This is a genomic window from Serratia nematodiphila DZ0503SBS1, assembly GCF_000738675.1.
GTDB classification, from domain to species: Bacteria; Pseudomonadota; Gammaproteobacteria; order Enterobacterales; family Enterobacteriaceae; genus Serratia; species Serratia nematodiphila.
Genome location: NZ_JPUX01000001.1, coordinates 443,541 through 460,174 on the forward strand (window position 1 = coordinate 443,541; position 16,634 = coordinate 460,174).

Here is a 16,634-nt window from a genome sequence, read left to right on the forward strand (position 1 = left end):
GGGCTTATAATGCCCTCCCCACTGGCCGTTATAATGATCAGCATGAAATACCGTGACTTACGCGATTTCCTCTCGTTGCTGGAGAAGAGAGGGGAACTAAAACGCATCAGCCAGCCGATCGATCCTTACCTGGAAATGACGGAGATTGCCGATCGCACCCTGCGAGCGGGCGGTCCGGCACTGCTGTTTGAAAACCCGAAAGGGTATGATATGCCGGTGCTCTGTAACCTGTTCGGCACCGCCAATCGCGTGGCGATGGGCATGGGGCAGGAAGACATCAGCGCGCTGCGCGAAGTCGGCAAACTGCTGGCGTTCCTCAAAGAACCGGAGCCGCCGAAAGGCTTCCGCGATCTGTTCGACAAAATGCCAAAGTTCAAGCAGGTGCTGAACATGCCGACCAAGGTGCTGGGATCCGCGCCTTGTCAGGAGCAGGTATGGCAGGGCGACGATGTCGATCTGGGCCGTATTCCGGTGATGCACTGCTGGCCGGAAGACGCCGCGCCGCTGATCACCTGGGGGCTGACGGTGACCCGCGGCCCGCATAAGGAACGGCAAAACCTCGGCATCTATCGCCAGCAGGTGCTGGGCAAGAACAAAGTGATCATGCGCTGGCTGTCGCATCGCGGCGGCGCGCTGGATTATCAGGAGTGGTGCCAGGCGCACCCGGGCGAGCGTTTCCCGGTCGCGGTGGCGCTGGGCGCCGATCCCGCTACCATCCTCGGTGCGGTCACGCCGGTGCCGGATACCCTGTCTGAATACGCCTTTGCCGGGCTGCTGCGCGGCAATAAAACCGAAGTGGTCAAGTGCATTTCCAACGATCTGGAAGTGCCCGCCAGCGCCGAAATCGTGCTTGAAGGCTATATCGAGCCGGGTGAAATGGCGCCGGAAGGCCCCTACGGCGACCACACCGGTTACTACAATGAAATCGACCAGTTCCCGGTGTTCACCGTTACCCACATCACCCAGCGCCGCAACGCGATCTACCACTCGACCTACACCGGCCGCCCGCCGGATGAGCCGGCGATCCTGGGCGTGGCGCTGAATGAAGTGTTCGTGCCGATCCTGCAAAAGCAGTTCCCGGAAATCGTCGATTTCTATCTGCCGCCGGAAGGGTGCTCGTACCGCCTGGCGGTAGTGACCATGAAAAAACAGTACGCCGGCCACGCTAAACGCGTGATGATGGGCGTCTGGTCGTTCCTGCGGCAGTTTATGTACACCAAATTTGTTATCGTCTGTGATGATGACGTCAATGCGCGCGACTGGAACGACGTGATTTGGGCGATCACCACACGAATGGATCCGGCAAGGGATACCGTTCTGGTGGAGAATACGCCGATCGACTATCTGGACTTCGCCTCGCCGGTTTCCGGCCTGGGTTCGAAGATGGGGCTGGACGCCACCAATAAATGGCCGGGTGAAACCGATCGCGAATGGGGCCGTCCGATTCAGATGGATGAAAAGGTACGTGCGCGCGTCGACGAAATCTGGGATGAGCTCGCAATCTTCAGTGACAGGGAACCGACGTTATAGCGTCAGGCCCTGTTCTCAGCTTTGCATTGATGACCCGACAGAGGGAACGCATGACAATATTGAGCTGTAAAGTGACCTCGGTAGAGGCCATTACCGATACGGTTTATCGGGTACGTCTGGTGCCCGAACAGCCGTTTTCTTTCAAGGCAGGGCAATATCTGATGGTGGTGATGGATGAGCGCGACAAGCGCCCGTTCTCACTGGCATCAACCCCGACGCAGCAAGATTACATCGAGCTGCATATCGGCGCTTCGGAGCTGAATCTGTACGCCATGGCGGTGATGGATCGCATCCTGAAAGAGCAGGCGATCACCGTTGACGTGCCGCATGGCGACGCTTGGCTGCGGGAAGAGGGCAGCCGTCCGCTGGTGCTAATCGCCGGCGGCACCGGTTTCTCTTACGCGCGTTCAATCCTGTTGACCGCGCTGGAGCAGCAGCCGGATCGCGACATTTCAATCTACTGGGGCGGGCGTGAGCTGAAGCACCTGTACGATTTGAGCGAGCTGGAAGCGCTGTCGTTGCAGCATCCGAATCTGAAGGTGATCCCGGTGGTCGAGCAGCCGGAGGCTGAATGGCGTGGCCGCAGCGGCACCGTGCTTAGCGCGGTGCTGCAGGATTTCGGCACGCTGGCGGAGCATGACATTTACATCGCCGGGCGTTTCGAGATGGCGAAAATCGCCCGCGAGCGTTTCTGCGCCGAGCGCGGCGCGCTGGAAGCGCATATGTTTGGCGACGCGTTTTCGTTTATCTGACAGAGGCGATGCGCAGTGAACGGGGTGGCCGAGGGTCGCCCCGTTTTTATTTGGGCGTCGGCTAACTTCAGGCATAAAAAACCCGCCCCTGACAGGCGGGAAGAACGGCAACTAAACTTGGCGGGATGCCGCGATTTGAAGTGGTGACGCGGTCATCCCAAGATAGACACAGCTAAACGCGTTCAAACACGGTGGCGATGCCCTGGCCCAGGCCGATGCACATGGTCGCCAGGCCGAACTGCGCGTCGCGACGTTCCATGTTGTTCAACAGGGTGGTCGAGATGCGGGAGCCTGAACAGCCCAGCGGGTGGCCGAGCGCGATGGCACCGCCGTTCAGGTTAATCTTGTCGTCGATGCTGTCCATCAGCCCCAGATCCTTGATGCACGGCAGAGACTGGGCGGCGAACGCTTCGTTCAGCTCGAACAGATCGATGTCCTGCACGCTTAGACCGGCGCGTTTCAGCGCCAGCTTGCTGGCCGGCACCGGGCCGTAGCCCATGATGGAAGGATCGCAGCCGACGACCGCCATCGAGCGGATGCGGGCGCGGGCCTTCAAACCGAGCGCTTTGGCGCGCGATTCGCTCATCAGCAGCATGGCGGAAGCGCCGTCCGACAGGGCGGAGGAGCTGCCGGCGGTGACGGTGCCGTTGACCGGATCGAACGCCGGGCGCAGGGCCGACAGGCTTTCGACGGTGGTCTCCGGGCGAATGACTTCATCGAAATCGTAACGGGTCAGCACGCCGTCGGCGTCGTGGCCGTTGGTCGGTATGATCTCGTTTTTGAAGTAACCCGCCAGCGTCGCCGCATGTGCGCGCTGGTGAGAGCGGGCGGCAAATTCATCCTGCATCTGGCGACTGATGTTGTGCATCTTGGCCAGCATTTCGGCGGTCAGCCCCATCATCCCGGCGGCTTTGGCCACGCTGCGGCTCAGGCCCGGATGGAAATCCACGCCGTGATTCATCGGCACATGGCCCATGTGTTCCACGCCGCCGATCAGGCTGACGTGCGCGTCGCCCACCATGATGGCGCGCGCCGCGTCGTGCAGCGCCTGCATCGAAGAACCGCACAGGCGGTTGACGGTCACCGCCGGCACGCGGTGCGGGATCTCGGCCAGCAGCGCGGCGTTGCGGGCGATGTTGAAGCCTTGTTCCAGCGTCTGCTGCACGCAGCCCCAGTAAATGTCATCAATCTCGGCGGCGTCCAGCGCCGGGTTGCGGCTCAGCACTTCACGCATCAGGTGAGCGGAGAGATCTTCGGCGCGTACCTGGCGGAAGGCGCCGCCCTTGGAGCGGCCCATCGGCGTGCGTACGGCATCAACAATAACTACGTTTTCCATCTTTATGACCTCATGCCGGTTGGCGGGTAGCGACGTCGGACAGCGGTGTCGCCACCGGGTAGTAGCTTTCATTGCGTTCGGCCTTGGCGCGCAGACCGGCCGGCACCTGGTACAGGGCGCCGAGGTGTGCGTAACGCTGGGCCAGCTCAACGTAGTTGGCGGTGCCGAGCGTATCCAGGTAGCGGAACGCGCCGCCGTGGAACGGAGGGAAACCGATGCCGTAGACCAACGCCATATCGGCTTCGGCCGGGCTGGCGACGATTTTTTCTTCCAGGCAACGCACCACTTCGTTGATCATCGGGATCATCATGCGCGCGATGATTTCTTCGTCGCTGATGGTCTGGCGCGGTTGGCTCACTTCGGCCAGCAGCGCATCGGTTTGCTCATCGTTGTCCTTGCGCGGCTTGCCTTTGCTGTCCTGGCTGTAGCGGTAGAAGCCCAGTTGATTTTTCTGACCGAAGCGCTGGTTGTCGAACATCACGTCAATGGCGTCGCGATAGTCTTTGCTCATGCGATCCGGGAAACCGGCGGCCATCACGGCCTGCGCGTGGTGCGCGGTGTCGATGCCCACGACGTCGAGCAGGTAGGCCGGGCCCATCGGCCAGCCGAACTGTTTTTCCATCACTTTATCGATTTGACGGAAGTCGGCGCCGTCGCGCAGCAGCAGGCTAAAGCCGGCGAAGTACGGGAACAGCACGCGGTTGACGAAGAAGCCCGGGCAATCGTTCACCACGATCGGCGTTTTGCCCATGCGGCTGGCGTAGGCCACCACTTTGGCGATGGTGTCATCGCTGGTCTGTTCGCCGCGGATGATTTCAACCAGCGGCATGCGGTGCACCGGGTTAAAGAAGTGCATGCCGCAGAAGTTTTGCGGGCGCTTCAGCGATTTTGCCAGGTGATTAATCGGAATGGTCGAGGTGTTCGACGCCAGAACGGTGTCTTCACCGATCAGGCCTTCCACTTCCGACAGCACGGCGGCTTTGACTTTCGGATTCTCGACGACCGCCTCAACGATCACCTGCGCGCGCTCGATGCCGGCATAGTCCAGCGTCGGCTGAATGGTCGACAGCACCTGCGCCATTTTCAGGCCATCCAGCTTGCCGCGTTCCAGCTGCTTGTTGAGCAGCTTGGCCGCTTCGCTCATGCCCAGCGTCAGCGACTTGTCGCTGATGTCCTTCATGATCACCGGTACGCCTTTCAGCGCCGATTGGTAGGCGATACCGCCGCCCATGATGCCGGCGCCCAGCACCGCCGCCTGTTTTGGCGCATCCACATTCTTGGCCAGCTTTTTCGCCTGGCCCTTCACGAACTGATCGTTAAGGAAGATGCCGACCAGCGCGCGCGCTTCGTTGGAGCGGGCCAACGGCACGAAGCTGGCGGTTTCCAGTTTCAGCGCTTCATCGCGGCCCAGCTTGGCGGCGGCTTCAATGGTCTTCACTGCGGTCATCGGCGCCGGGTAATGTTTACCGGCGGTCTGCAGCACCATGCCTTTGGCAGTAGTGAAGCTCATCGCCGCTTCAATCGGGCTGAGTTTCAGCGGCTCCAGCTTAGGTTGACGCGCGGCGCGCCAGTCCAGCTTGCCGTCGATCGCCTGTTGCAGCATGTTGAGCGCCGCTTCGGCCAGTTTTTCCGGCGCCACTACCGCATCGACCAGGCCGACTTTCAACGCGTCTTTGGCGCTGACGTCTTTACCGGCGGCGATGATTTCCAGCGCGCTGTCGTTACCCAGCAGGCGTGGCAGACGGACGGAACCGCCGAAGCCCGGCATGATGCCCAATTTGGTTTCCGGCAGGCCGATGCGCGCGTCCGGCGAGGCGACGCGGAAATCGGTCGCCAGAATGCATTCGCAACCGCCGCCGAGCGCATAGCCGTTAATGGCCGAAATGGTCGGTACCGGCAAATCTTCCAGCCGGTTAAAGACGTTGTTGGCGAATACCAGCCACTCGTGCAGCTTTTCAGCCGGTGCGGCAAACAGAGAAAGGAATTCGGTGATATCGGCGCCGACGATAAATGCGGCTTTGGTGGAGCGCAGCAGCAGCCCCTTGAGCTCAGGCTGGTTTTCCAGCACGGTGAGCGCCTCGCCCAGGCTGGCGACGGTGCGGGTGTCCAGCTTGTTGACCGAGCCTGATGCGTTGAACACCAGCTCGGCAATGCCGTTATCGAGCCAGTGCAGTTGTAATGTTTCGCCTTGGTAGAGCATGTCTATCTCCTGAATCAGCGTATGATCTGGTATGACCAGATGAAGAGGAGTGTGGTTTTTATGTTAAAAATATGCAAATGAGAGATTGCATATTTGCTGGTCTGATCACATCTCACCAAGTTAGTGTTTTGATTTAAAACGGAGTTATATTTTATGTGCTATCGGCATTTGCTGGTGGTTGTCGGCCCTCATACACTTGCCTGCAGCGATTTATCATTCAGACGAGGTTAGGCATGACTAAGGCGGTTTGTGTCAAACGCAGCGGCTTATGGAGCATTCCCGCCAGAACCATGACGCTGGCGTGTCTGTTGGTGTTTATGGCGCAGATGGCGACGACCGTGTATCTGCCTTCGCTGCCGACGGTGATGCGCGAGCTGGCGATGAGCCGGCGCGCCACCGAGCTGTCCATTTCGATCTTCGTCATCGGCGCTGCTTTGCCGGTGCTGTTCTGGGGCGCGGCCGCCGATCGCTTTGGCCGCCGAGCGCCGCTGACGCTTTCCCTGCTGTTTTTCATTGGCTGCAGCGGACTGTTGGCGCTGTGCAGCAACGGTACCCAATTACTGGCGCTGCGTGCGCTGCAAGGTGTGGGTGCCGGTGGTGCGGCGATCATTGCGCGTATCATCGTGCGGGATAACTGGAGCGGTGATGAGCTGGCGCGTCGGTTATCGGTGCTCTCCATCGCTTTCATCACCGCGCTGAGCGGGGGGCAGTTTATCGGCGGCCTGCTCAGTCAATATTCGCACTGGCAGATGGGCTTCGTCCTGATGGGCGCCACCGGTTTGGCCATTCTGGCGCTGATGGCGACGCTGCCGCTTGAGGCGTGGCGCGCACGTGAGCCACGCCCGGCGATGGCGACCACCTATTTCGCCATTCTGCGGCGGCCGGGGTTCTTCTGGCCGGCCTGCGTCGGCGGATTGGGCTTCGCCACCACGGTGACATTGCAGGAGGTGAGCCCGTTCGTCATGCAGCAGGGTTTTGGTCTCAACGTTACGGCGTTCGGTGCGCTGGGGCTGGTGATCGGCGTCGCCTACTTCAGCGGGGCGCTGACGGTGAACCGCACGGTGGCGCGTGTCGGCGGGAAAAAACTGATGCAAACCGGCAGCGGCATCGTCGCACTGGCGACGGTGGCGATCCTGCTGTTGTGGTGGAGCGGCATTCTGGCCGGCCTTTCCGGTATGACGCTGTTCATCGCGCTGTATTGCCTGACCATTTTTGGCCAGGCGGTGTTATTTCCCAACAGCATGGCGATGGCGGTCAGCGACGCCAAAGAGCACGGCGCCTATGCGATGGCGCTGTGCGGCTTTCTGCAGCAGTGTCTGGCGGGCGTTGCCGCGGCTGGCGCGGTGTTGTTGGAGCACCATGGCCTGTGGGCGCTGGCGATAGCGTTGCTCGGCCTGGCCGGCTGGCTAATGGTTAAACTGCGGATGTAACGGCATTTGCAGGGAATTGCGAGCTGCTCCGCATGCCCAACGCGATAAGGTTGGTGCGCCGGAGCGCTGTGTTAAGATGACTTCTTTCGTGCTAAGGCATAAGGGTACTGTGATGGAAACGCTGGCTTCTTTGTATAACGACCACCTGGCAGAGCTGCAAAAACGCGCGCGCGAAGTGCTGGAGCGCAACAAGTTGGATGCGCTGCTGATTCACTCCGGTGAGCTGCAAAAGGTATTTTTGGACGACCATAGCTATCCGTTCAAAGTGAACGCGCATTTCAAAGCCTGGGTGCCGGTGACGTCGGTGCCGAACTGCTGGTTGTGGATCGACGGTGTCAATAAGCCGAAGCTGTGGTTCTACTCCCCGGTCGACTACTGGCACAGCGTAGAGCCGCTGCCGGACAGTTTCTGGACCAAATCCCTTGAATTGATGCCGTTGGCCAACGCCGACGCCATCGCCCAGCAGCTTCCGCCGCAGCGCGAGCGCGTGGGCTATATCGGTTATGCGCAACAGCGCGCACGCGATCTCGGCATTTCTTCTGAAAACATCAACCCGAAAGCGGTGTTGAACTACCTGGATTTCCACCGTTCTATCAAAACCGGCTACGAGCTGGCCTGCATGCGCGAAGCGCAGAAGACGGCGGTAACCGGCCATCGTGCGGCGCATGAGGCGTTCCTCTCCGGCATGAGCGAGTTCGACATCAACCTGGCCTACCTGACGGCGACAGGCCACCGCGATACCGACGTGCCTTACGACAACATCGTAGCGCTGAACGAACACGCTTCGGTACTGCACTACACCAAGCTGGATCATCAGCCGCCGGCCGAACCCCTGAGTTTCCTGATCGACGCCGGCGCGGAATATAACGGCTATGCCGCCGATCTGACCCGCACCTACGCGGCGCAAAGCGGCAGCGAGTTCGCCCACCTGGTGAAAGATCTCAATGGTGAACAGCTGGCGCTGATCGACACCATCAAGCCCGGCGTGCGCTATACCGACTACCATGTGCAAATGCATCAGCGCATCGCCAAGCTGCTCAAGAATCACAAGTTGGTGAACGGCCTCAGCGAAGAGGCGATGGTTGAAACGGGTATTACCACGCCGTTCCTGCCGCACGGGCTGGGCCATCCGCTGGGCCTTCAGGTGCACGACGCCGCCGGCTTTATGCAGGACGAGCAAGGCACCCATCTGCCGGCGCCGTCCAAGTATCCATTCCTGCGTTGCACCCGCGTGTTGCAGCCGGGCATGGTGTTGACCATCGAGCCAGGTCTGTACTTCATCGAGTCTCTGTTGGCACCGTGGCGCAGCGGTGAATTCAAGCAGCACTTCGCCTGGGATCGCATCGATGCGCTGAAGCCGTATGGCGGCATCCGTATCGAAGACAACATCGTGATCCACGAAAAGCGCATCGAGAACATGACGCGCGATCTGAACCTGGCCTGATGCGGCCTTACCCGATACCGGCGGAAGCCACCTGCTTTACCGAAGAAATAAAGAAGAGCCGTTTTATCACCCTGCTGGCGCCGACCAGCGGGGTAGAAGCGGCAAAGGCGTTTATTCAGCAGGTGCGGGATGAGCATCCGGCGGCGCGACACCATTGTTGGGCTTTCGTCGCCGGCAGCCCCGATGACTCGCAGCAACTGGGGTTCTCAGACGACGGAGAGCCGTCGGGCACCGCCGGCAAACCGATCCTCGCGCAGCTGATGGGGAGCGGCATCGGTGAAGTGACCGCCGTGGTCGTTCGTTACTATGGCGGCGTCAAGCTGGGCACCGGCGGGCTGGTGAAAGCCTATGGCAACGGTGTTCAACAGGCGTTGAAGCAGTTAGCGTTGGCACAAAAGGTGCCGGAAGCCGAATATATCTTGCAGTGCGACTATGCGCAGTTGGCGTTGGTGGAGAACTTGCTGCAGCAAACCGCAGGTCGGATCCTGCAGGGCGAATACGGCGCCGCCGTCGTGCTGCATCTGGCGTTGCCGGCCACCGAGGTCGAACTGTTTGGGAATAAATTGCGTGATCTCAGTCGCGGTAATTTGCAATTAACCCCCATTTCGCAATAATTCCTCCCAATTGAATTGCTAAGGATCGTGCTGAAATGCATTTTCGCGCCATAACCCGTATCGTTGGTCTGCTGGTCATCCTGTTCTCCGGGACGATGTTTATCCCCGGCCTGGTGGCATTGATTTACCGCGATGGGGCGGGGCGCGCGTTCAGCCAAACCTTCTTCGTGGCGCTGACCATTGGTCTGATGCTGTGGTGGCCGAACCGCAAACAGAAACACGAGCTGAAGCCCCGTGAAGGCTTCCTGATTGTCGTGTTGTTCTGGACCGTGCTGGGCAGCGTGGGGGCATTGCCGTTCCTGTTTTCGGAACGGCCCAACTTGTCGCTGACCGACGCCTTCTTTGAATCCTTCTCGGGATTGACGACTACCGGCGCAACGACGCTGGTGGGGCTGGACTCGTTGCCGAAGGCCATCCTGTTCTATCGCCAAATGCTGCAATGGATGGGCGGCATGGGGATCATCGTGTTGGCGGTGGCGATACTGCCGATACTTGGCGTCGGCGGCATGCAGCTGTATCGAGCGGAAATGCCCGGGCCGCTGAAAGATAACAAGATGCGTCCACGCATCGCCGAAACCGCCAAAACCCTGTGGCTAATCTATGTGTTGCTGACCGTCGCCTGTGCGCTGGCGCTCTGGGGGGCCGGGATGTCGGTGTTCGACGCCATCGGCCACAGTTTCTCGACCATCGCCATTGGCGGGTTTTCTACCCACGACGCCAGTATCGGTTATTACGCCAGTCCGACTATCAACACCATCATCGCCGTGTTCCTGCTGATTTCCGGCTGTAACTACGGCCTGCACTTCGCTTTGCTAAGCGGCCGTAGTCTGAAGGTGTACGGGCGCGATCCTGAATTCCGCATGTTCATCTTCGTTCAGTTGACGCTGGTGGTGGTATGCACGTTGGTGCTCTGGGGACATGGCGTCTATAAGAGCGGTATGGAAACGCTCAATCAGGCGTTCTTCCAGGTGGTATCGATGGCGACCACGGCCGGTTTTACGACCGACAGCATCGCCAAGTGGCCGCTGTTTCTGCCGATGTTGTTGCTGTGCTCGGCGTTCATCGGCGGCTGCGCCGGCTCGACCGGCGGCGGCCTGAAGGTGATCCGTATTCTGCTTCTGTACCTGCAGGGCTCGCGAGAGTTGAAGAGGCTGGTGCACCCCAACGCGGTCTATACCATCAAATTGGGCAATCGCGCGCTGCCGGAACGCATTCTGGAAGCGGTATGGGGATTCTTCTCCGCCTATGCGCTGGTGTTTATCGTCAGCATGCTGGCGATCATTGCCACCGGCGTTGACGATTTCTCCGCGTTCGCCGCAGTGACGGCAACACTCAATAACCTTGGCCCCGGCCTGGGCGTGGTGGCAGATAACTTCACCACGATGCCGGCGGCGGCCAAGTGGATCCTGGTGGTGACGATGCTGTTCGGGCGCCTGGAAGTGTTTACATTGCTGGTGCTGTTCACGCCAACTTTTTGGCGTGAGTGAGCCTGATATAAGGAGTACGCCATGAAGGCATTGATACTTTATTCGAGCCGTGACGGGCAAACACGTGCTATCGCTTCTTATATAGCAAGCAAGTTGCAGGACACGCTGCGTTGTGAGGTGATTGATCTGCTGCAGGCGGAACAGGTCGACCTTAGTCAGTACCAGCAGGTGATGATCGGTGCTTCTATCCGTTACGGGCACTTTAACCCGGTGCTGGATAAATTCGTTAAGCGCCATGCCGAACAGCTGAATAGGATGCCGAGCGCCTTCTTCGCCGTGAACCTGACCGCGCGTAAACCGGAAAAGCGTTCGCCGCAAACCAACGCTTATACCCGCAAGTTCCTGTTGGCGTCGCCGTGGCAGCCAAAGCAGTGTGCGGTGTTTGCCGGCGCATTGCGGTATCCGCGCTATCGTTGGTTCGACCGCATCATGATTCAATTTATTATGCGTATGACGGGCGGTGAAACGGATACCAGTAAGGAAGTGGAGTACACAGATTGGCAGCAGGTCGATCGTTTCGCCCAGGAATTTAGCCAGATCCAGTACGAAAAGTGACAAAAACGCGGGTTTGGCCAGCGTTTTGCCGAAAAAATCCGCGCTTGAAAAGTTTTTTGCAATTAGGGGTTGCGGCCTGCCGAGAACTCCCTATAATGCGCCTCCACTGACCGGGAACAACGACTGACAAGCCGCCGGGTCAGCGAGAAGAAAGCGAAATAAACGCTTGACTCTCCGGGCGAAAAGCGTAGTATACGCAGCCCGCGCCGATGAGTTTCTCGGCGCTGCTCTTTAACAATTTATCAGACAATCTGTGTGGGCACTCCACAAGACGATATCCAGCATCTTCGGATGCAAAAAAATATCAAGTCTTGAAGAGTGACTAACTGAAGTAAAATTCATGCAGTAAATCTTTGAGCATCGCTTCTCGAGTGGAAGCACATCAAGCTTTTAATTGAAGAGTTTGATCATGGCTCAGATTGAACGCTGGCGGCAGGCTTAACACATGCAAGTCGAGCGGTAGCACAGGGGAGCTTGCTCCCCGGGTGACGAGCGGCGGACGGGTGAGTAATGTCTGGGAAACTGCCTGATGGAGGGGGATAACTACTGGAAACGGTAGCTAATACCGCATAACGTCGCAAGACCAAAGAGGGGGACCTTCGGGCCTCTTGCCATCAGATGTGCCCAGATGGGATTAGCTAGTAGGTGGGGTAATGGCTCACCTAGGCGACGATCCCTAGCTGGTCTGAGAGGATGACCAGCCACACTGGAACTGAGACACGGTCCAGACTCCTACGGGAGGCAGCAGTGGGGAATATTGCACAATGGGCGCAAGCCTGATGCAGCCATGCCGCGTGTGTGAAGAAGGCCTTCGGGTTGTAAAGCACTTTCAGCGAGGAGGAAGGTGGTGAACTTAATACGTTCATCAATTGACGTTACTCGCAGAAGAAGCACCGGCTAACTCCGTGCCAGCAGCCGCGGTAATACGGAGGGTGCAAGCGTTAATCGGAATTACTGGGCGTAAAGCGCACGCAGGCGGTTTGTTAAGTCAGATGTGAAATCCCCGGGCTCAACCTGGGAACTGCATTTGAAACTGGCAAGCTAGAGTCTCGTAGAGGGGGGTAGAATTCCAGGTGTAGCGGTGAAATGCGTAGAGATCTGGAGGAATACCGGTGGCGAAGGCGGCCCCCTGGACGAAGACTGACGCTCAGGTGCGAAAGCGTGGGGAGCAAACAGGATTAGATACCCTGGTAGTCCACGCTGTAAACGATGTCGATTTGGAGGTTGTGCCCTTGAGGCGTGGCTTCCGGAGCTAACGCGTTAAATCGACCGCCTGGGGAGTACGGCCGCAAGGTTAAAACTCAAATGAATTGACGGGGGCCCGCACAAGCGGTGGAGCATGTGGTTTAATTCGATGCAACGCGAAGAACCTTACCTACTCTTGACATCCAGAGAACTTTCCAGAGATGGATTGGTGCCTTCGGGAACTCTGAGACAGGTGCTGCATGGCTGTCGTCAGCTCGTGTTGTGAAATGTTGGGTTAAGTCCCGCAACGAGCGCAACCCTTATCCTTTGTTGCCAGCGGTTCGGCCGGGAACTCAAAGGAGACTGCCAGTGATAAACTGGAGGAAGGTGGGGATGACGTCAAGTCATCATGGCCCTTACGAGTAGGGCTACACACGTGCTACAATGGCGTATACAAAGAGAAGCGACCTCGCGAGAGCAAGCGGACCTCATAAAGTACGTCGTAGTCCGGATTGGAGTCTGCAACTCGACTCCATGAAGTCGGAATCGCTAGTAATCGTAGATCAGAATGCTACGGTGAATACGTTCCCGGGCCTTGTACACACCGCCCGTCACACCATGGGAGTGGGTTGCAAAAGAAGTAGGTAGCTTAACCTTCGGGAGGGCGCTTACCACTTTGTGATTCATGACTGGGGTGAAGTCGTAACAAGGTAACCGTAGGGGAACCTGCGGTTGGATCACCTCCTTACCTAAAGATATTGCTTCGAGTGGCGTGCTCACACAGATTGTCTGATGAAAAAGTAACGAGCAAAAGCGTCATAAAAGTACGGTGTCGTGTCCCCTTCGTCTAGAGGCCTAGGACACCGCCCTTTCACGGCGGTAACAGGGGTTCGAATCCCCTAGGGACGCCAAGCTTCCGACCCACCCGGTGAAAGCGGCGGTCCAAAGTATCTGACGATACACCATATCTTAAAGATGACTTCCGAGTCATGTTTAAGATATTGCTCTTTAACAATCTGGAACAAGCTGAAAATTGAAACATGACGGCTGAAATTTATCCCTCCGTAGAAGTTCTGGGATAAAGAGTAACCTGTCATAGAGTCTCTCAAATGTTTGCAGCGCGAACGATGGAAACATCTTCGGGTTGTGAGGTTAAGTGACTAAGCGTACACGGTGGATGCCTAGGCAGTCAGAGGCGATGAAGGGCGTGCTAATCTGCGAAAAGCGTCGGTAAGGTGATATGAACCGTTATAACCGGCGATACCCGAATGGGGAAACCCAGTGTGTTTCGACACACTATCATGTCATGAATACATAGTGGCATGAGGCGAACCGGGGGAACTGAAACATCTAAGTACCCGAGGAAAAGAAATCAACCGAGATTCCCCAGTAGCGGCGAGCGAACGGGGAGGAGCCCAGAACCTGAATCGGCTTGTGTGTTAGTGGAAGCGTCTGGAAAGTCGCGCAGCAAAGGGTGATAGCCCCGTACACTAAAATGCACAGGTCGTGAGTTCGATGAGTAGGGCGGGACACGTGACATCCTGTCTGAATATGGGGGGACCATCCTCCAAGGCTAAATACTCCTGACTGACCGATAGTGAACCAGTACCGTGAGGGAAAGGCGAAAAGAACCCCGGCGAGGGGAGTGAAATAGAACCTGAAACCGTGTACGTACAAGCAGTGGGAGCACCTTCGTGGTGTGACTGCGTACCTTTTGTATAATGGGTCAGCGACTTATATTTTGTAGCAAGGTTAACCGTATAGGGGAGCCGTAGGGAAACCGAGTCTTAACTGGGCGACTAGTTGCAAGGTATAGACCCGAAACCCGGTGATCTAGCCATGGGCAGGTTGAAGGTTGGGTAACACTAACTGGAGGACCGAACCGACTAATGTTGAAAAATTAGCGGATGACTTGTGGCTGGGGGTGAAAGGCCAATCAAACCGGGAGATAGCTGGTTCTCCCCGAAAGCTATTTAGGTAGCGCCTCGTGAACTCATCTTCGGGGGTAGAGCACTGTTTCGGCTAGGGGGCCATCCCGGCTTACCAAACCGATGCAAACTCCGAATACCGAAGAATGTTATCACGGGAGACACACGGCGGGTGCTAACGTCCGTCGTGAAGAGGGAAACAACCCAGACCGCCAGCTAAGGTCCCAAAGTCATGGTTAAGTGGGAAACGATGTGGGAAGGCATAGACAGCCAGGATGTTGGCTTAGAAGCAGCCATCATTTAAAGAAAGCGTAATAGCTCACTGGTCGAGTCGGCCTGCGCGGAAGATGTAACGGGGCTAAACCATGCACCGAAGCTGCGGCAGCGACGCTTAGCGTTGTTGGGTAGGGGAGCGTTCTGTAAGCCGTTGAAGGTGGCCTGTGAGGGTTGCTGGAGGTATCAGAAGTGCGAATGCTGACATAAGTAACGATAAAGCGGGTGAAAAGCCCGCTCGCCGGAAGACCAAGGGTTCCTGTCCAACGTTAATCGGGGCAGGGTGAGTCGACCCTAAGGCGAGGCTGAAAAGCGTAGTCGATGGGAAACAGGTTAATATTCCTGTACTTGGTGTTACTGCGAAGGGGGACGGAGAAGGCTAGGCTAGCCGGGCGACGGTTGTCCCGGTTTAAGCGTGTAGGGGTGTGACCTGGTAAATCCGGTTGCATGTTAACCCTGAGGCGTGATGACGATGCACTACGGTGCAGAAGTAGTTGATGCCCTGCTTCCAGGAAAATCCTCTAAGCTCCAGGTAACATTAAATCGTACCCCAAACCGACACAGGTGGTCAGGTAGAGAATACCAAGGCGCTTGAGAGAACTCGGGTGAAGGAACTAGGCAAAATGGTGCCGTAACTTCGGGAGAAGGCACGCTGGCATGTAGGTGAAGTCCCTTGCGGATGGAGCTGAAGCCAGTCGAAGATACCAGCTGGCTGCAACTGTTTAATAAAAACACAGCACTGTGCAAACACGAAAGTGGACGTATACGGTGTGACGCCTGCCCGGTGCTGGAAGGTTAATTGATGGGTCAGCCGCAAGGCGAAGCTCTTGATCGAAGCCCCAGTAAACGGCGGCCGTAACTATAACGGTCCTAAGGTAGCGAAATTCCTTGTCGGGTAAGTTCCGACCTGCACGAATGGCGTAATGATGGCCAGGCTGTCTCCACCCGAGACTCAGTGAAATTGAACTCGCTGTGAAGATGCAGTGTACCCGCGGCAAGACGGAAAGACCCCGTGAACCTTTACTATAGCTTGACACTGAACATTGAGCCTTGATGTGTAGGATAGGTGGGAGGCTTTGAAGCGTGGACGCCAGTCTGCGTGGAGCCATCCTTGAAATACCACCCTTTAATGTTTGATGTTCTAACTCGGCCCCATAATCTGGGGTGAGGACAGTGTCTGGTGGGTAGTTTGACTGGGGCGGTCTCCTCCCAAAGAGTAACGGAGGAGCACGAAGGTTAGCTAATCACGGTCGGACATCGTGAGGTTAGTGCAAAGGCATAAGCTAGCTTGACTGCGAGAGTGACGGCTCGAGCAGGTACGAAAGTAGGTCTTAGTGATCCGGTGGTTCTGAATGGAAGGGCCATCGCTCAACGGATAAAAGGTACTCCGGGGATAACAGGCTGATACCGCCCAAGAGTTCATATCGACGGCGGTGTTTGGCACCTCGATGTCGGCTCATCACATCCTGGGGCTGAAGTAGGTCCCAAGGGTATGGCTGTTCGCCATTTAAAGTGGTACGCGAGCTGGGTTTAGAACGTCGTGAGACAGTTCGGTCCCTATCTGCCGTGGGCGTTGGAAGATTGAGAGGGGTTGCTCCTAGTACGAGAGGACCGGAGTGAACGCACCACTGGTGTTCGGGTTGTCATGCCAATGGCATTGCCCGGTAGCTAAGTGCGGAAAAGATAAGCGCTGAAAGCATCTAAGCGCGAAACTTGCCTCAAGATGAGTCTTCCCTGGGCCTTCAAGGCCCCTGAAGGAACGTTTAAGACTAAGACGTTGATAGGCTGGGTGTGTAAGTGCAGCGATGCATTGAGCTAACCAGTACTAATGATCCGTGAGGCTTAACCTTACAACACCGAAGGTGTTTTGGTGAGACCGAGACAATATTCAGCTTGTTGA

The 16,634-nt window shown here is 57.4% G+C and carries 9 protein-coding genes, 1 tRNA gene and 2 rRNA genes; 10 read left to right on the forward strand and 2 right to left on the reverse strand.

Annotation, left to right across the window (positions count from 1 at the left end):
- The first annotated feature begins 9 nt into the window (after nt 1–9).
- Nucleotides 10–1,530: a 4-hydroxy-3-polyprenylbenzoate decarboxylase gene (gene ubiD / locus JL05_RS02010; protein ID WP_033631521.1), complete on the forward strand. Its 1,521-nt coding sequence runs from the start codon at nt 10–12 to the stop codon at nt 1,528–1,530.
- A 50-nt stretch (nt 1,531–1,580) separates the two neighbouring features.
- On the forward strand, nt 1,581–2,282 hold the full coding sequence (fre, locus tag JL05_RS02015; RefSeq protein WP_004934474.1) for an NAD(P)H-flavin reductase: 702 nt from the start codon (nt 1,581–1,583) through the stop codon (nt 2,280–2,282).
- Nucleotides 2,283–2,454: 172 nt separating this feature from the next.
- On the opposite strand, the gene fadA is transcribed toward fre, so the two are convergent.
- A complete protein-coding gene (gene fadA / locus JL05_RS02020) occupies nt 2,455–3,618 on the reverse strand; it encodes an acetyl-CoA C-acyltransferase FadA (RefSeq protein ID WP_025304928.1) in 1,164 nt (387 codons plus the stop codon).
- A 10-nt stretch (nt 3,619–3,628) separates the two neighbouring features.
- Complete coding sequence (gene fadB / locus JL05_RS02025; RefSeq protein WP_033631522.1) at nt 3,629–5,818, reverse strand: fatty acid oxidation complex subunit alpha FadB; 2,190 nt, start codon at nt 5,816–5,818, stop codon at nt 3,629–3,631.
- 233 nt (nt 5,819–6,051) lie between these two features.
- On the opposite strand from fadB, the gene JL05_RS02030 reads away from it, so the two are divergent.
- The 8 genes from JL05_RS02030 to JL05_RS02065 all read left to right on the forward strand — a co-directional run bounded on the left by JL05_RS02030 (nt 6,052) and on the right by JL05_RS02065 (nt 16,584).
- Nucleotides 6,052–7,248, forward strand: a complete 1,197-nt coding sequence (locus JL05_RS02030) for an MFS transporter (RefSeq protein WP_033631523.1) — start codon at nt 6,052–6,054, stop codon at nt 7,246–7,248.
- A 112-nt stretch (nt 7,249–7,360) separates the two neighbouring features.
- On the forward strand, nt 7,361–8,692 hold the full coding sequence (gene pepQ, locus JL05_RS02035) for a Xaa-Pro dipeptidase (protein WP_004934485.1): 1,332 nt from the start codon (nt 7,361–7,363) through the stop codon (nt 8,690–8,692).
- Complete coding sequence (locus JL05_RS02040) at nt 8,692–9,306, forward strand: IMPACT family protein (protein WP_004934489.1); 615 nt, start codon at nt 8,692–8,694, stop codon at nt 9,304–9,306. Before pepQ ends, JL05_RS02040 begins: the two co-directional genes overlap by 1 nt.
- A gap of 35 nt (nt 9,307–9,341) precedes the next feature.
- On the forward strand, nt 9,342–10,793 hold the full coding sequence (gene trkH, locus JL05_RS02045; RefSeq protein WP_004934492.1) for a Trk system potassium transporter TrkH: 1,452 nt from the start codon (nt 9,342–9,344) through the stop codon (nt 10,791–10,793).
- Between the two features lie 21 nt (nt 10,794–10,814).
- Nucleotides 10,815–11,348, forward strand: coding sequence for a menaquinone-dependent protoporphyrinogen IX dehydrogenase (gene hemG / locus JL05_RS02050; RefSeq protein ID WP_004934493.1), 534 nt, complete (start codon nt 10,815–10,817; stop codon nt 11,346–11,348).
- A gap of 391 nt (nt 11,349–11,739) precedes the next feature.
- Nucleotides 11,740–13,281 (forward strand): 16S ribosomal RNA (locus tag JL05_RS02055).
- Nucleotides 13,282–13,369: 88 nt separating this feature from the next.
- Nucleotides 13,370–13,444 (forward strand) — tRNA-Glu (locus tag JL05_RS02060).
- 239 nt (nt 13,445–13,683) lie between these two features.
- Nucleotides 13,684–16,584 (forward strand): 23S ribosomal RNA (locus tag JL05_RS02065).
- The 16S and 23S rRNA genes sit together here with 1 tRNA gene alongside, the layout of an rRNA operon.
- The last annotated feature ends 50 nt before the right edge of the window (nt 16,585–16,634 follow it).

Coding starts and splice junctions, on each gene's coding strand:
- ubiD (WP_033631521.1), top strand. CDS start 10: ATGCCCTCCCCACTGGCCGTTATAATGATCAGCATGAAATACCGTGAC.
- fadB (WP_033631522.1), bottom strand. CDS start 5,818: ATGCTCTACCAAGGCGAAACATTACAACTGCACTGGCTCGATAACGGC.
- pepQ (WP_004934485.1), top strand. CDS start 7,361: ATGGAAACGCTGGCTTCTTTGTATAACGACCACCTGGCAGAGCTGCAA.
- fre (WP_004934474.1), top strand. CDS start 1,581: ATGACAATATTGAGCTGTAAAGTGACCTCGGTAGAGGCCATTACCGAT.
- JL05_RS02030 (WP_033631523.1), top strand. CDS start 6,052: ATGACTAAGGCGGTTTGTGTCAAACGCAGCGGCTTATGGAGCATTCCC.
- JL05_RS02040 (WP_004934489.1), top strand. CDS start 8,692: ATGCGGCCTTACCCGATACCGGCGGAAGCCACCTGCTTTACCGAAGAA.
- trkH (WP_004934492.1), top strand. CDS start 9,342: ATGCATTTTCGCGCCATAACCCGTATCGTTGGTCTGCTGGTCATCCTG.
- fadA (WP_025304928.1), bottom strand. CDS start 3,618: ATGGAAAACGTAGTTATTGTTGATGCCGTACGCACGCCGATGGGCCGC.
- hemG (WP_004934493.1), top strand. CDS start 10,815: ATGAAGGCATTGATACTTTATTCGAGCCGTGACGGGCAAACACGTGCT.